At 46.7% G+C, this 16,792-nt stretch carries 9 protein-coding genes and 2 pseudogenes; 7 read left to right on the forward strand and 4 right to left on the reverse strand.

Annotation, left to right across the window (positions count from 1 at the left end):
* A partial coding sequence (locus QUB61_RS32610) for an Ig-like domain-containing protein (protein ID WP_333190280.1) occupies positions 1-2,136 on the forward strand: 2,136 nt, incomplete at its 5' end.
* A 388-nt stretch (positions 2,137-2,524) separates the two neighbouring features.
* Here the strand turns inward: QUB61_RS32610 and QUB61_RS32615 are convergent.
* Positions 2,525-7,870 carry an AAA family ATPase gene (locus tag QUB61_RS32615; RefSeq protein ID WP_333133168.1) on the reverse strand — a complete coding sequence of 1,782 codons (5,346 nt, stop codon included), beginning with the start codon at positions 7,868-7,870 and terminating at the stop codon, positions 2,525-2,527.
* Positions 7,871-8,082: 212 nt separating this feature from the next.
* Between QUB61_RS32615 and QUB61_RS32620 the strand changes: the two are divergent.
* A pseudogene (locus QUB61_RS32620) lies at positions 8,083-8,781 on the forward strand (IS1 family transposase); the annotation flags it as partial.
* Between the two features lie 79 nt (positions 8,782-8,860).
* Here QUB61_RS32620 and QUB61_RS32625 read toward each other — a convergent pair.
* On the reverse strand, positions 8,861-9,253 hold the full coding sequence (locus tag QUB61_RS32625; RefSeq protein WP_333133169.1) for a hypothetical protein: 393 nt from the start codon (positions 9,251-9,253) through the stop codon (positions 8,861-8,863).
* Positions 9,254-9,745: 492 nt separating this feature from the next.
* Between QUB61_RS32625 and chlP the strand changes: the two genes are divergently transcribed.
* A complete protein-coding gene (gene chlP / locus QUB61_RS32630; protein WP_333133170.1) occupies positions 9,746-10,966 on the forward strand; it encodes a geranylgeranyl reductase in 1,221 nt (406 codons plus the stop codon).
* Between the two features lie 311 nt (positions 10,967-11,277).
* Positions 11,278-12,012 (forward strand): THxN family PEP-CTERM protein, encoded by a 735-nt coding sequence (locus QUB61_RS32635; protein ID WP_333133172.1) that lies wholly within the window; start codon positions 11,278-11,280, stop codon positions 12,010-12,012.
* Positions 12,013-12,319: 307 nt separating this feature from the next.
* Here the strand turns inward: QUB61_RS32635 and QUB61_RS32640 are convergent, their stop codons facing one another.
* Positions 12,320-12,862, reverse strand: coding sequence for a Dps family protein (locus QUB61_RS32640; protein WP_242723503.1), 543 nt, complete (start codon positions 12,860-12,862; stop codon positions 12,320-12,322).
* 356 nt (positions 12,863-13,218) lie between these two features.
* On the opposite strand from QUB61_RS32640, the gene QUB61_RS32645 reads away from it, so the two are divergent.
* The 3 genes from QUB61_RS32645 (at position 13,219) to QUB61_RS32655 (ending at position 16,288) form a co-directional block, all read left to right on the forward strand.
* Positions 13,219-13,464: an Asr1405/Asl0597 family protein gene (locus QUB61_RS32645; protein ID WP_333133174.1), complete on the forward strand. Its 246-nt coding sequence runs from the start codon at positions 13,219-13,221 to the stop codon at positions 13,462-13,464.
* Positions 13,465-13,537: 73 nt separating this feature from the next.
* Positions 13,538-14,200 carry a (2Fe-2S) ferredoxin domain-containing protein gene (locus QUB61_RS32650; protein WP_333190282.1) on the forward strand — a complete coding sequence of 221 codons (663 nt, stop codon included), beginning with the start codon at positions 13,538-13,540 and terminating at the stop codon, positions 14,198-14,200.
* Positions 14,201-14,953: 753 nt separating this feature from the next.
* Complete coding sequence (locus tag QUB61_RS32655; RefSeq protein WP_333133177.1) at positions 14,954-16,288, forward strand: hypothetical protein; 1,335 nt, start codon at positions 14,954-14,956, stop codon at positions 16,286-16,288.
* Positions 16,289-16,452: 164 nt separating this feature from the next.
* Here the strand turns inward: QUB61_RS32655 and QUB61_RS32660 are convergent.
* Positions 16,453-16,719: pseudogene (locus tag QUB61_RS32660) on the reverse strand (RNA-guided endonuclease TnpB family protein); the annotation flags it as partial.
* Positions 16,720-16,792: the final 73 nt, after the last annotated feature.

The following is a 16,792-nucleotide window of genomic DNA, read 5'->3' on the forward strand; positions in this document are numbered from 1 at the left end:
GCGACTAATAATAATACCGCTGCAACTCAACTGGTTCGTACTGCTGATGTTACACCGCCAACTGTTGCCTTAACATCGGCATCAGCAACAACAGTCAACGCAGCATTTAGCGTCACAGCAACATTTAGTGAAGATGTCACCGGGTTTGATAATACTGATATTACCGTCACCAATGCGACAGTCGGTAACTTTGTCCCAGTTAATGCCAAAACCTACACCTTTGATGTCACCCCGAATGCGGATGGCGTTGTCACTGTTGATGTGCTTGCGACTCAAGCTACGGATACTGCGACTAATAATAATACCGCTGCAACTCAACTGGTTCGTACTGCTGATGTTACACCGCCAACTGTTGCCTTAACATCAACTTTACCGACAACAATAAATGCACCATTTTTAGTCACGGCAACTTTTAGTGAAAATGTGACAGGATTTAGGGAAAGTGGCATTAATGTTACTAACGGTACGGTTAGCGGTTTTACAGGTAGCGGCACGAGTTATAATTTTACAGTCACACCGAATGCTGATGGCCCCGTCACAGTTGATGTACTTGCGGCTGTTGCGTATGATGCTGCCAGTAATAACAATATCGCTGCAACTCAACTGATTCGTAATGCTGCTAATATCACCCCACCTCCTGCTATATTGGGTGCCGTTTCTAATATTTCTAGAGGGGGTGGTACAAGTCAGATATTGACAGTTACTTTCAGTGATAGTAGTGGAATTGATGTTAGCAGTTTAGATGATTCTGACTTGGTAGTAATTTGGTCAGGTGGTGCTATTGGTGCTGCGTTTGTGGGCGTCGATACTAATAGTAACAGTACGACTCGCACGGCAACTTATTTGCTGACTCCGCCTGGGGGAAGTTGGGATGATACAGATAATGGCAGTTACGCTGTTTATTTGCAAGCATCGCAAGTAAAAGATTCTTTTGGCAATCAATTTGTAGGTAGCAATTTAGGCAGTTTTACTGTTAACATTCCCCCGCCAACACCGACTCCGACTCCAACGCCGACTCCGACTCCCCCGCCGACTCCGACTCCCCCGCCGATTCCGACTCCCCCGCCGATTCCGACTCCCCCGCCGATTCCGACTCCCCCGCCGATTCCGACTCCCACGCCGATTCCGACTCCCACGCCGATTCCGACTCCGACTCCCACGCCGACTTTAGGTACTCCCGCTGTCATTTTCCTTGAACCACTTGGCAGTACCGACGTACTCGAAAGCTTGGGCAGCGATATATACAAAGTGCGACTTAATACTCAGCCAACTGCTAATGTCACCGTCGCCATTACCCCTGGAAGCCAAGTTACTGTCAGCCTACCTGCCCTTACTTTTACTCCCGCCAATTGGAATATCGCTCAAACGGTAACGGTGACTGCGGTTGACGATGCGGTTGTTGAGGGCGATCGTGTCACCCCAATTAGCCACGCCACCACCAGTACAGACACATTGTATAATAATCTGGTCGCCCCTCTCACAGTCAATATCAGCGATAACGATAACTTAGGGGATGTCCAAACCTTGTTCCAAAAGTCAGTAATCGGTTTCACAGACAAGGACGATCGCGTCACAGGATCGCCCTTGAATGACATGATCCACGCACGCCCCGGCAACGATTATCTTCATGGCAAAGCAGGAGATGACTTGCTTTACGGACAAAAAGGGGATGACGGCATCAGGGGCGGTGATGGCAATGACATTATTTTTGGTGGTCAGGGGATTGACTTCATTACTGGCGATCGCGGTATTGACTTGATTTACTCTGGTAAGGGAAACGATCGCATTTACGGGGGGAATGGCGACGATATAGTGTTTGGCGACGGGGGCAATGACTACTTATGTGGAGAAATGGGTGCCGACACTCTCACAGGCGGAGGGGGTTTTGATGTGTTTGCGATCGCGATCGGTACTGGTTCAACAGCCGCGGACGCCGCCGATGTGATTACTGATTTTACCCTAAATCAAGACACAATTGATTTAATTAGCCCCCTGGCTTTTAACCAGTTAAATATTTTTCAAGGAACAGGCGCTTTTGTTAGCGATACGATAATTCAGTATCAGGTAACAGGGGAATACTTAGCTATATTGAAAGGAGTGACGGCCAGCAGTATAAATCCGCTCGTAACTTTTTAGACTTCGTATGTTGTTGCGCTTTAGCGCTAAAGTGCCACAACATACCTATAAGAGTGATATTAAGCTGTTGTGCATTTAAACTATGATACAAGCATTAGCCTTATTTTGAAGTTTTGGCCTCCATTTAATAATTAACTCTCCTTCACTTAAGAGGTGATGTAATATAGCGCAACCGCGCCCGATGGGGAGGACGTTGTTAATCGCTCAAACCATTGCCCCCAATTGCATTTTCCTTCTCTTCTAGATAACTAAAGCCTTCAACATCTGCTATAGCTGCTGAGAGTTCCCGCGCGCTACGCGGCCGCCAACTCTCAGGACAAGCAGACTCTCAAAACCATCAGGGACTCGCGGTGTAATAATGTAGCGATCGAGTTTCGGACTGTGGCAATTAATGTAAATTGTGTAGCCTCTCTTTGATTTTGGTGCGAGTCACCAATGCAGACTGACAGCGTTCCCAGTAAATTTTAGCGACGCCATCGCCCTGATTCTGACGCCAACACTCGGAAAACAGCCGCGCCGCTTCAAATAGCTTCCCTTCCGAGTAAATTGCCCTAGCTTCTGCAAACAATTCCAGCGTAGCTAACTTGCCCTCTTTAATTTCTAGCGGGTCAGCATCAAACACCTCATAAACCGTTACTGCTTCGGATTTTCCCTTGACTTTTACCGTATCGAGGGTGCGGATTGCATACTGGGATGGATTTTTTAGGCGCGAGTAAGTTGGGTGGGTAATTAATAGCGACACCCCATAATTTTTCGTCAAACTTTCTACGCGAGAAGCTAAATTCACCGCATCGCTGATTACCGTCCCGTCCATGCGATTCGGTCCTCCCACCGTTCCCAGCATCAAAGAACCCGTATTAATCCCAATCCCAATCTGAATCTGCGCACAGCCAGCCTTAGCGCAGTATTGATTGTATTCAATGAGGCGGTGCACCATAGCAATTCCCGCTTTCACCGCATGATCCGCCTCGCCGCTAAACAGCGCCATAATCGCATCGCCAATATATTTATCAATAAACCCCTTATTTTCATTGATAACGGGTTCCATGCGACTGAGATAGGAATTGATAAATTTGAAATTATCCTCCGGCGTCATAGTTTCCGAAAGCGTGGTGAAGTCGCGAATGTCGGAAAATAGCACTGACATTTCTAACTGCACTTGGTCGCCCAATTCCACATCAACGATGCTTGATTTCTCTAAAAACTGGAGGAATTGATGGGGAACAAATCGCTCGTAAGCTTTGTTGAGTTGAGCCAGCCTGGTTTCATTTTCGCGTACTTCTGTATAAAGCTTAGAATTTTGAATCGAGATAGCCGCCTGCCCAGATAACACTTTTAATAGTTCCACTCTTTCTGGGGTAAAAGCTCCGGCTGTCAGATTGTTTTCTAGGTAAACAATACTGACGATTTGAGATTGATTAATCAGCGGCACACATAAAATTGATTTGGGCTGATGCTTTTGGATGTAGGGGTCGTTGGTAAATTGTCCCTCTCGGACAGCATCATCTAGTACCACGCTTTCTTGAGTGCGGGCCACATAATTGACAATTGCAGAGGAAAGCTCTTGACAGATTTCAACGGGGATTGACTGCAACACGGTGACTTGTTGGGAATTTATTGTCCCTTCAGCTTCAATTAACAGCTTTCCCTGGCTTGACAAAATCAAATATCCTCGTTGCGCCCCTGCATTTTCAATCAAAATTTTCATCAAGCTAGACAATAGCTTATCCAGCAATATTTCGCCGGAAATAGCCTGAGACGCCTTCATAACTGCGGCGATATCTAGGTGATTACCAGAACCCGTGGTTGTCATTGCTACGGTAGTTTTAGTGTTTTTACTTCCCACCGGTTGAGTTACCGCGAATAATTGGGGATATCGCGTTTCTAAATCCGTTACCTTAGCAGTAGCTCCCCATTGAACATAACAATAATACGCCTCAAACATATAGGCTTGAGCAACTTTTGTTTTGCCCCATTCCGAGTAGAATTTGGCTGCTAGTTCGTTGGCCAGGGCTTCATCATTAGTATATTTGTTTTCTTGGGCTCCAGAAATGGCGCGATCGTACATTTCAATCGCCTCGGCTTTATTGCCCAACACCCGTTGCCGTTCGGCTTCAACTAAGTGCCATTTATGCAGATAATTCATCGGAGCGTTTTGCGCCCACTGTTGCAGCGTGCTTTGATGGGTTTCAACTAAGCCAAGAATTTCAGTTTGCTCAATTGCTGGCTGTGTCCGAAAAAGTGCCAGGTGGGTGAGGGCGGCATAAAAATGAAAAATCGGAACAAAAGCCGATCCCGATACTCCCATGACATACTGTTTGACTTGGGTAATGTGGTCTAGGGCAGCCGTGTAATTCCCATAGCAGTAAGCAAGCAGCAGTTTGTAGATGCAGGCACAAGCGATCGCCGTGAATTCATTATCCTCATAGTGCTTGGGAATCATCACCGTTTCATCGTAGGCAGAGCCTATTAAGAAATCCGGCCGAATACGCGTTTCCCTCAAGTTCTGCACTGTCTGCTGAATCATATCCAAATAAATCTGAGCCGAATATTGTTTCAACTGCGCCATGACAGCCCTGTAACCTGCTATTTCTGCTTCCCAAGAGTCTAGTTCTACCCCAGCGAATAAATGGGTATAAAAACAAATATATATGTTGTAGCCAGCGTCTACAAAGTCGCCTGTTTCCATGCCCAATCTATAGCCCTCTTTCAGCGTCGGTAACGTTGCCCTCAGAGATTCTTGGCGATGCTGAATCCAACCACCAAACAAAAGCAGAATTATAGACTTGAATTCGGGCACATTGAACCTATCGAGCAATGAGAGTGCCAATTGCCCAAAGCCATAGCCGGTTTCGACATCTCCTAAAAAGGCACATAACACCATCCCGTGCATCGCATACCCCACCGTCGAGGCGGGTGCATTCCCAAATTGCAGCGATAAACTCACCATCGTAGAGCTCAGCAGGGGAAGCAAACCGGGCATTCCCTGGAAAATGGGTGGAAATAACATACCAGACAGTTGCATAGCTGCCTGAGTCTGTGGATTTGTCATCACAGGTAGGTCAACAAGTTCCTCAATCTTTCTGCCGCTTAGTTGGTCCGCAAGGGCTTGTAGCGCTTTGCCAATTTTGGCTTCATCAGGTTCGGCAGGGAGTTGAATCCCCAATTGTAAGAGTGCGTTTCTTGCTACGGCGATCGTTTCTAACACCTTGCTCTGGGCTGTCTGAGCGGCAACTTGAATTTCGTAAATTTTAACTCGATCTAAAATTGTTTGGGCTTTTTGCAAAACCTGTGCTGACCTCTGCTCCATACCATCAAAGTCACCATTTAAATAGGCAATTTCAGCAGCAGCAACATAGAGATTTAGGGTCAATTCATATTGAGTTTGCCAGCATTGAGGTGTCAGTAGCTCAACTCCCATTTGCAGATACATATTTGCCGCAGCGTAGGCAGTAGAACTTCTGGCTTTACAACCCGCTGCCAAGTTGAGTTTTGCTAAGGCTTCTCGTTCGCTTAATTGATTGATTAACTCAATTCCTTGATTTAAATGCCCCACAATATCAAAAAGTTTTTCTTCTCTTTCAGTTTCCGAATAATTTTGTAGCAGTAACTGTCCAATCTTGAGATGAGTGGCTTGTTTTTGGTCGTTGGGAATCAATGAATAAGCCGCTTGCTGGACGCGATCGTGCAGGAACTTATAAGTAGAATTCGCAACAGACTCAGTAGGGGATCGCTCATCTGTTTGAAGGAAGTTATAGCCTTCTGCAACCAGTAAAATAAGTCCTTCTTGCAAGGCTTTCCATAACGCTGAGGCCGTTTGTTCTGGTAATTCTTCGCTGACTATTGCCAATGTATCTAAATCAAACTGCGCCCCAATGCAGGCGGCAAGTTTGAGAACATCCTGAGTAGGGACAGGCAACTTCTGCAATTGCGCCGCCATAAACTCCACCACATCCGAGGCGTCGGCAAATGTAACTTGAGCAATATCGCACTGCCAATGCCGTACATCCCAGTCAAAGATAATTTGACCCTCTTCATACAGCGACTTGAGGAATTGAGTCGAGAAAAAGGGATTACCTTTGGTTTTTTGATAAACCAATTCTGTCAAGGGCCCGGCCAAAGATAAATCGCAAATCAGCGTATCTGCTACCAACTGATTGAGATCTGCTAAACTCAAGGGTTGCAGGGTAATAGTATTCACCACTGCCCCAGACTTCACAATCTCATCCACCGTCAACATAAACGGATGAGCAGCGGACACCTCATTATCCCGATAAGCACCTAACACTAACAGATGCCCCCTATCCTGCATTAACAGTTGTAGCAACTTCAGGGATGCCGAATCCGCCCACTGCAAATCATCCAAAAACATCACTAAGGGATGTGAGGCAGTAGTAAATACTTGCACAAACTTTTCCATCAGCAAATTAAAGCGATTTTGGGCGGCACTCCCCGACAGTTCTAGTGCAGGACTTTGAGGGCCAATGATGCGTTCTAATTCAGGAATTACCTCAATTAGCACTTGCCCGCTGTCGCCCACTGCTGTCAGAATCCTGGTTTTCCATGTTTGTAATTGAGCATCACTTTCTGATAATAATTGCCCCATCAATTCCCGAAAGGCTTGCACAAATGCACTGAAAGGAATATTGCGCCCAAATTGGTCGTATTTGCCTTTAATAAAATAGCCCCGCTGCCTGGCTATCGGCTTGTGGACTTCGTTGACTACGGAGGTTTTACCAATCCCAGAAAAGCCAGCCACCAGCATCATTTCGGCGCTACCTGTACTGACTCGCTCAAAGGCTGCTAATAGTTGAGCGACTTCCGTTTCTCTGCCGTAGAGTTTTTCGGGAATCAGAAAACGGTCTGTAATATCCCGCGTTCCCAACTCAAATTCTTCTATGCTATCGGTTCCTTGTAATTGAACCAGACACTTATCTAAATCGTGTTTGATCCCCCCGGCCGTTTGATAGCGGTTTTCGGCATTTTTCGCCATCAATTTACTGACTATTTGGGAGATAATTAGGGGAATTCTGGGATCGATTTCGTGCGCAGGAATCGGCTGTCTGGCAATGTGGAAGTGAACCAACTCTAAAGCATCTTCTGTCTCAAAAGGCAGTTTTCCTGTCAGCAATTCGTAGAAGGTGACGCCGAGGGAGTAAAAGTCACTGCGGTAATCGAGAGCGCGATTCATCCTCCCAGTTTGTTCCGGCGAGATGTAAGCGAGGGTGCCTTCTAAAACGTTCGGGTTTTTTAGGCTCGGCGTTTCTCGCGTTAGCTGAGTGGAAATACCAAAGTCGATAATTTTTATCTGCCCCGTCTCTGGATTGAATACTATATTAGAAGGGTTAATATCTTTGTGGATGATGTTTGCCCTGTGAATTTGCCCTAAAATTTCTGTGGTGGCGGAAGCAACAAACAGAAACTCCTTAAGGCTAAACTTTCGCTGCTGCATCAATATTTTCAAGGATTGCCCGCCAAAGTCCTCCACAAACATCACGAGGCCGTTTTGGTATTTTTGCAAGTCATAAACTTGCACGACTCCCGCCTCTTTCAGCTCTCGGGTGATGCGGTATTCGGTGCGGTAGCGTAGCAATTCTTGAGGTGTGGGGTAGCTCTCTTTGAGAAGTTTGAGGATGAGCGGTTGGTTATCTGCTTCCCGAATCGCCCGGTAAACCAGAGAGTTGGCACTTTCATAGAGAAGTGTCTGGACGGCAATGCCTGGAATGGAGAGCATATTTATTTTTAGGGTAAAAATTAACGCGAAGTCAAAACGCACCCGGTTCGTTGTGTCTAGAATAGCGCTTTAGAAAGGAATTAGAAAGGAACAAATTGTCTTTTCTCACAAACTGTTAGTTTTTGAGCAGCTCGCGGCTTTCAGGTAGTGTGGCATAGTAATGGTAAGGAGCTATAATGGTACGTATCTAAGCCTTGTTAATTCTCAATTCCATGAATTGTCTTCCTTGCGGTTCTCCAAACAGCGTTACAAATGGCCCCACCCACAGCGGTAACCAAAACTTTAGATGTAGAGATTGTCACAGGCAGTTTGTTCAAAACCCAGACATCAACCGATTTCAGAAGAAACAAAAGAATTGAGCGATCGGCTTTAGCAAGAAAAAATATCTTGAGCCGGGATTGCCAAAGTCACGGGGGTGTCCCCCCGCTGGTTGCAATACTATGTGTTTTTCAACAATTAGCATTCGTCCTCCGGCAAGTTCAAGTAAAGTAAAAAAAAAGGCAAGCTAACGAGCCAATCTGATGAAATGTGGTCGTTTGTAGGCTATAAGGGTAACAAGCTGTGGAAAGAGCTGGCGATTGATGCCTTAACCAAAGAAATTCTAGGGCTGTAGATAGGAAGTAGAGTTGAAACTGGTGCTAGAGGTTTGTGGGATTCCCTCGTTGCAGTTTACAGACAAAGTCTCCTCTCTTATACAGATTTTGGGGCCGCCTCTAAAAAAGTTTTTCCTCGCCAGCGACACAAATCTGTCGGGAAAGATACGGGCCCAACTTCTGATATCGAAAGATTCAATAACACCCTGAGGCCAAGCAGATCTCGCTATTGTAAGAAATAGCGTGTCCTCATCTACAAAGCTCTCCAATCATCTCGCGGTCTTCTGGTATTTTAGCCCTGATTATAACGCTTCTTTACCCCTAAAAGTGTTTAGAATTTTTCCTTGCTATGCAGGACTACCAGACTTTGTTGTAATGATTTTGGAGAGTCATTTATCTACTTCCCCTTACCCTTCCGGGCTACAAACTCCCGCAGCCGCAGTAAACTAGCGGTTTGCCCCAAATTCAGCGGCAGCAGCGACACTCCCTCCAACCGAGACTGCACCCAACCGTCGCCCCAATACCACTCGTGGAATCCGTCAATTCCCTGGCTCAATAACAGCCGCAGACAATTCTGCTCAGCAATATCAACGTGATGCTGAACAGCCAGGGGGCCCAACCAACTCGTAAACGTCAAACCTTGAGAAAATTCTTCCGGCAAACCGCTAGACAACTGCTGCGGCCACAGCCACTGTTGCAATTGACTCGGACGCAACAAGCTGTCCCTAATCTCCGTTTCGGAAGCTTCAAGCTCAATCCGCAGGTTGCTTTGTTGAAAATTACCGAGCATAAGAATTTTAGATATAAGTGGAACTACTTAAATGTAACTTATTGCATTGGTTCTAACATATTCCGGGCGGGCTAGGAGCAACGCCCCACAAGCAGAAAATTCAGTGTTTGTGGAACAGGCCGGAAAGCCTGTTCATGTCCGGGCGGGCTAGAAGCAACGCCCCACAAGCAGAAAATTCAGTGTTTGTGGAACAGGCATCTTGCCTGTTCTTAGAAAGCAGAAAATTCATTCTTTGTGGAACAGGCATCTTGCCTGTTCTTAGAAAATAGTGCAAAATGTTCGATCGCACATCAGGGTCCATCCACCTTCATCTACACTGAAAAATTTAAGATCTTCGATCGAAACGATCGCCCCAGACCCGATTTTCGTATCGAACTGTTAAGCTCTGTTTCATTTCATTGAAATCTCCGGCCCGAACGCCTACCGCATCCAAAGTCCGTGATACCATCACACCTGAGTAATGCCTATAGAAAAAAACTGGAGAGAAAAGCTTTGACACTAAGGGTTGCAGTAGTAGGTTCAGGCCCTGCGGGTTCTTCCGCCGCCGAAACACTGGTAAAAGCAGGCATCGAAACATACCTATTCGAGCGTAAATTAGACAACGCCAAACCCTGCGGTGGGGCGATTCCCCTGTGCATGGTCAGCGAATTTGACTTGCCGCCACATATAATAGACCGCCAAGTCAGAAAAATGAAAATGATCTCCCCCTCCAACGTAGAGGTGGACATCAACATCGAAAACGCACACGAATATATCGGTATGTGCCGCCGCGAAGTGCTCGACGGCTTCCTGCGCGATCGCGCAGCTTCGTTGGGTGCAAAACTGATTAACGGCACCGTTCACACATTAGACATTCCTTCCAACAACACCGACCCCTACATTCTCCACTATGCCGACCACTCCGACGGCAGCGCCATGGGAATTCAGAAAACTCTGAAAGTGGATTTGGTAATTGGGGCTGACGGCGCTAACTCCCGCGTAGCAAAGGCGATAGACGCTGGCGACTACAATTATGCGATCGCCTTCCAAGAGCGCATCCGCCTGCCAGAAGATAAAATGGCTTACTACCAAGACTTAGCCGAAATGTACGTCGGCGACGACGTATCTACCGATTTCTACGCTTGGGTGTTCCCCAAATACGACCACGTAGCCGTCGGTACCGGCACGATGAAAGTCAATCAAGCCAGCATCAAAAAGCTGCAAGCAGGAGTCCGCGCCCGCGCTGCCAAAAAACTCCTCGGCGGTGAGATTATTAAAGTGGAAGCTCACCCCATCCCGGAACATCCGCGTCCCCGCCGAGTTGTCGGTCGAGTTGCTCTCGTAGGCGACGCCGCCGGCTACGTTACCAAGTCTTCGGGCGAAGGTATCTATTTTGCCGCCAAGTCTGGCCGGATGTGCGCCGAAACTATTGTTGAGATTTCCAATAAAGGCGCGCGCATTCCGACTGAAGAGGAAATTAAGGTTTACTTGAAGCGGTGGGATAAAGCCTACGGCATTACTTACAAAGTTCTTGACATTTTGCAGCGCGTGTTTTACCGTTCCGATGCTACTCGCGAAGCTTTTGTGGAAATGTGTGCCGATCGCGACGTGCAGAAACTCACATTCGATAGCTACTTGTATAAAACAGTAGTACCGGCAAATCCTTTCATCCAAATGAAGATTACTGCGAAAACTATTGGTAGTCTGTTGCGCGGCAATGCTTTAGCGCCTTAATTCGTCGCTGGATAACTCCCCTAGAATCCCGACTTCTTCGAGAAGTCGGAGTTCTCAAATTTTAAGCTCACATTGTATAAAAACGCGGCTTGGTGTTTAACCGATCGCGTTTTTTGTAGAGCTAAAAAGATCAAATTCGATCGCTCCTTTTTTTCTGTTCCTTTGTATCCTCTGTTGATTAATTAAGTATTTTACGGAGGAGAAGCGAGTACATTTAAAGATGTCGTAAAGCAAGGTATTTAAAGTAGAGACGCGATCGCCAATCTAGTAATTTTAAACAAGCCAGAGTACAAATAAGTTAAGGTACTCCCATGAATGTAACAAAGTTTAGTCTTTTTAAATTATCAACAGCTAGTGCTGCTTTAGTATTTGGTATTGCCCCTCAAGCGGGAGCTATATCTTTAAATCTATCTTCCGGCAGTTGGAATCAGCCTGTTGGCGGTAGCGGGATTGTTTACCAGACTGTCGGTAGCGAAAGCCAAATACGCTGGGGCAATCCAGCTTATGGTGACGGTACCAGCCTAAAAAGCGGACTGGGATTTACAGGAGTTGGCCCCTCAACCTTTGGACTCGGTGAAATATTCCAAGTCGGGCAATTGCGCCATTTTAACAATCCTATTTCAGGGGGCACAGCAGCTTCCGCAGTTAATTTAAGCCTCTCTTTAAACTTTGACAATCCGGCTGCGACTCAATCTTTTAATTTAAACTTGCAGATTGATGAAACTCCGAATGGGGGTACTTGTGCTTATTTCAGCATCACTCCTTGTGCCGACAAAATTTCTATTTCCGAAACTTCAATGTCGAATCAGTTTTCCGTCGCCGGAACTGATTACACTTTGCAGTTGTTAGGTTTCAGCCTCACTCCGGGCGGCACCCCTATCAATGAGTTTATCTCTCAGGAAGGGGGAACGAATCAAGCTTTGCTTTTTGCTAAAGTTACTGCTGCTGGATCGGAACAAGTTCCCGAGCCTGCAACCGTTGCTGGTACTGCTTTATGGCTCCTGGCTGCTCGATGGGCGGTGGGCAATAAAAGGAAAAAGGCGTAGAGCTAAATGAGCCCAAATTCCACCTTTTTTACTACCACAACCGCAGTTTTTCCCTTTTTACATTGTATAAAAACGCCAGCACTTTTCTAGCTGCTGGCGTTTTTTTAGATATAATACCAAATCCGGCTTATTTCTTAGTCTCAAGCGAGAGGGACTTGGTTTGACAAGCAGCGGTTTCAACCGCCGAGTTAAGCTGTCACGCATTTAAATTGCATATTCAGGGCGGGCGAGACGCCCACCCCACAAGACTTAGATTTTTTGTTGACATTCTATTTAAATGCCGCAACAGCTTACTACAAACAGGTTGTTAGTTCAAGTTCAATTGCACTAGGGTGTCGGGGGCGAGGAAGTGGGAAATGTGATAAGCTCGCTCTTCTGTTTTTAGCAGGATTTTTTCGTAGAGGTAGCGGGTAGCTCGATCGCCCAAACTTTCTGCTTGTCCTGCTTGACGCCGCAGCAAACCGAGGATAGCTTGCTCTGCAATTAAATCGTGTTCCAGCATTTGGCGGCAGGAATATACGCCGTCTGCTTCCGGCTCAAAACAGCACAGCTCGGCTAACTTGCTAAAGCTAGCTGCTGGTATGCCGCCCAACCCGTTTAAGCGTTCGCCCAATTCGTGGACGCTATCTTGAGCTTCTCCGTAGCTTTCTTCAAAGAATTTGTGTAAGGAGTAAAATTCTGCCCCTTCCACCACAAAATGATGTTTTTGATATTGCAGGTAGAGAGCCTGAAAACTGGCCAGCAGCGCGTTCATTCCTTCGCAAATCGGTGCTGTGACTGAATGTTCCAGTAGAACTGGGTTTTCGGCTATGTGGCCAAATGGTCTCAATGCACTCTGAGTCTGGGCCATGGGTGTTCTCCTCTCAATAGCCAGTTTTATTGCCAATATAGTCAGTCTAGCACCGTATATTTACCAGTCAAGCAGGGTCTGCCTCGATAGTGGAAGATTTTCTAGAGTAGGAAAATTTTTTTCTAAACCTATTGAGAATAATTAGCAGTTGGGTTATGCTTTAAAAAGATTCTCGTTCTGAACGCTTCCTGAAAGCGGAACGCACCTTCTGAAGGCAGAAGGTAGAAGGCAAAGGGCAGGATTTTTCAGTAAGGGCTTTTGATAATCCTTGATTTTCTTGGGAAATCTAGCTTTTAACTTCTGCAGGCGATCGGTCAGGATCAAAAATTAATGCAAATTATTACTGTTGTCAAAAAATGAATCCAGCAGAGCCAGAATTAGAAGTTTGTGACATTGTGCAAGTTAGTTGGCTAGATAGATGGCAAGTTTACAAACGCTTGCAAGAGCTAGAAATTCCCTGCTGGTGTGCGGTTGACCAACCTTTGCGGGCAAAAGTCAACACTGTCAAACAAGCGGCTCAGTTAAAGAGCGTGTTGAGGCAAGTCAGTGCCTCTCGAGGCGAACTGGTGCAGTGGCTGGAGTGCTGCTGGCAAATCGGGTAAAGGTACAAGGAAGTTCGGCAACGAGCAGCGTACAAGATGTAACGGATGTAACGGATTTAAAGGAGTCATAACAATGTATAAGTCTGGCAAGCAAGTTTCCGAATTCAGTTTAGAGGGAGAAATCCTCGGCCTGATTGTTGAAGATGGCTGCAAACTTAAATATTTGCGAATTAGCAACGATCGGGGAGTAGAATATCTCGTTAAACTTTGCAAGGAATTGCGGTCATTTCTGTTACCTGTTTTGACGCCCGGGTTGAAAGTTCAAGTTGTAGGTGAGAAAGAACTCAACTTGAAAAACGGTAAAATAAAACTTAAAGCTCGCAGCCTCAAGCTGGCTCGGGGCCAGAACGACCGATCGCCAGAACTGCTCGACTCCACCAATCTGCCTGTTGCGGTATTGGCATCCGACGATCGGGCGATCGCCAAAAGCGAATTCACCTCTGGCACAGCAGCTCAAACTGTAAAAGCTCCGGCAAAAACCCAAACCAAAATATTAGTATGTCAAAAATCAGACTGCCTGAAGCGGGGCGCTGGAGGAGTCTGTAAAGCTTTAGAAAATGCTTTGAATTCGCGCGGTTTAGAAGACAAAGTGACAGTTCAGGGAACCGGATGTCTCAAACAGTGCAAAGCGGGCCCAAATATAGTTGTGATGCCGGACAAAACTCGCTACAGCCGCATTGCACCTGCAGAAATTCCAGCAATCATTGACAAACATTTTGCAGTTGTTAAAGCTTAGGTGATCGCGCGGATGCCGAAACAGTAAGTTATACCATTTTAGATTAAAGAATTCCAGAATTGGGAATAACTGATTCTGTATGGATTTCGCTCGCCGCCCTACAGTTGCATCATTTTTTGAAACTGCTAAGCTGTGTTGCATCTAGATTGCCTATGGTATTAGAGAGGGAGAGGGGGTGAAGGGGAGAGGGGGAGAGGATTTGACGATTTTTGATCGGGACTCGAAATATACAATTTAAATGCACAACAGCTTATTAGACATTGGGAAAAATCATTTTGATAAAACTCGCGGCCAAAAACTCACATCCGCAGGGTTCTGGTGCGCGCATCTTACGCGTTAATTTGAGTTCGGGTTGTATAGCGCAACCGCTAAAACGGTTAGGACGTTCTTAATTGCTCAAACCCTTGATTTTATTGCTTCTTCCTTGTTCGCGCTTGACAAGCGAATTTCAAAGGTGGTACCCGCCACGTGATTTATCCGTGGAATCAATCCAAAATCGAAAATCGAAAATCCTCAAGCCCCCGCATTTATCCGTGGGGTCAATCTAAAATCTAAAATCTAAAATCTAAAATCGATTGACGACTTCGATCGCACTTCTTCCGAACGCTATAGCTCGATCGCGCCGCTCGATTTAGAGGCTATTGTCCCAAAAAACAGGAAAAATGACAAAAACTATCACTTAGGGGCTTCCTTCTGGAGAATCTATAAGGATAGACTGTATCACAGACCCTGTGACTATTGGGATAAAAAGCCATGTCAGAAGCTGATCTTCGAGCCCATCAGCACCAACCGCACCCTGCTGTTCCATCCGATACCGAACCATTGCAGTCAAATTTGGCTGCTGCTGGGGGTTTTGAGCCGATCGCCCCCCATCCGACAGACACTCCGGCAAGGGTTCCGCAACAGCCAGAAGAAGACTGGCAAACAGTAGATTTTCCCAACGCGATCAGCGTAGATGCAATTCCCACAAAACCTGAAACAAAAAATTCGCAATCTCAGACACAGCCTACCGAGGCGGGTTCGCCCCCGATTTCAGACAATCTAAAAAATCTGCTTGGCAATGTCGAACAGGCTAAGGGCAAAGGATCGACCCCAGTCACCCTAATGCAAGCGCTGCACGAATGCAACCGCGACCTTTTGCAGCGCCTCGCCCAGCTAGAAACAGCTCTCGAAGAGTCCCAAAACACCTTGCAGAATCGCGAAACTTTGCTAGAACAACGGACTGCAGAACTCGAAAATACTCAAGAACAATTGACGCGGCTGTTTGGCAAAGTAGAAGTTTCCCATCAAACTCTCCAAAGTCAAGAAATTTTAGTCGAAAGTTTAAGAAGTCACTTGGCAACCAGCCAAGCCAGGCTAGCGGCTGTTGAGCGAGAATGTGCGTCTACTGTGCAGCGCTACAACGAACAGTTACACCAGCTAGTAGCCACAGAAAATGTTTGCAGGGAACTTCGATCGCGCTTGCACCGCCAGCAGCGCCACACCCTGCAATTCAAAGCTGCCTTGGAAAGAAGTCTGGAGATGCCGCACGTAAAGCCACCGACGATCGACCCGCCTGACAATGCAGATGATACCGCCACCGCGCAATTAGAATCTTTGCTCGCGGCGGTCAAAAGCTCTCAGGTTCCGGTGCCGCCAGCTTTCAACGCTTCCCCTGTCAAACCTTGGTCGGAACCTGCAGAGCATTCAGAGGCAGCGGCTGCTTCCGATGCGATCGACCCTGAACCCATAGCAAATCTGGAACTCAACAAATTAGCCCAAGTATCTGGCATTCAATTGCATCCGACCGAAACCAACCAGCCTCAGGAGCCGACAACTGACTCGGCCCTTGCGGTTGCGGAACCTGAACAGCAGGTGGCTGAGTCTGAACCCGAAGCTGCTGCTGTCAAATCAGGCAGCCCTGAATTGGCACCGGCTGTTCCAATTTTGAATTCAGTTGAAACTTTTGGCATTCAAGAAGTGCGATCGGGTGCGGCCAAACCTACAGCAGTCGCACAACCCGACTGGCTGACCTTGATTGCCAGTCCGCTGCGGCCTTCTAAAAAACGTCGATCGCTAGCTGAAATTGAATTGCCGAGTTTTCGATAGCGAACTGAAGTTGCTAGTTTTGACACTCCCGGGCGTAAACGCACTCTTGATTCTTTAATCTACCGCGTAGCTTACAGAGGCAGGATTTCTCAGCGCCGAAGTAGAGGCCTCGTCTCAAGAGAGCGTTGCTTGCACAAGCGTGCATTGCGTTCCGGTATGCCCTACCGTTTTATTTGGCCCAAGGAGTAGAAATGCAAATCGCGTGTTCCCTTTAACTTCAACCTCCCTATTCCCTTTTTGTCGGTGAAGGTTATGGTCTTGCGCTTGTCGGCCAGCTTCGGGCCAGTCGTTTTGTATTCAACCCAACGACAATCTTTCTGGAACTGTGGATATCCTTTTTTACCAGGATTTCCTTTTTTACAGTTGTCGTAGAATCGGGAGATTGAAGACCCGGCTCGTTCTGCGCTGGCAAGTCTAGCCATTGAGTTAAGGAATGAGAATTAAATAACTTCCACAAGGAAAGTGGGATGGGCGTCCCGCCCGTCCTTTTTGGACGGGCGGGAC

This window comes from Microcoleus sp. C2D2, from assembly GCF_036702495.1.
In the GTDB taxonomy this organism is placed as follows: Bacteria; Cyanobacteriota; Cyanobacteriia; order Cyanobacteriales; family Microcoleaceae; genus Microcoleus.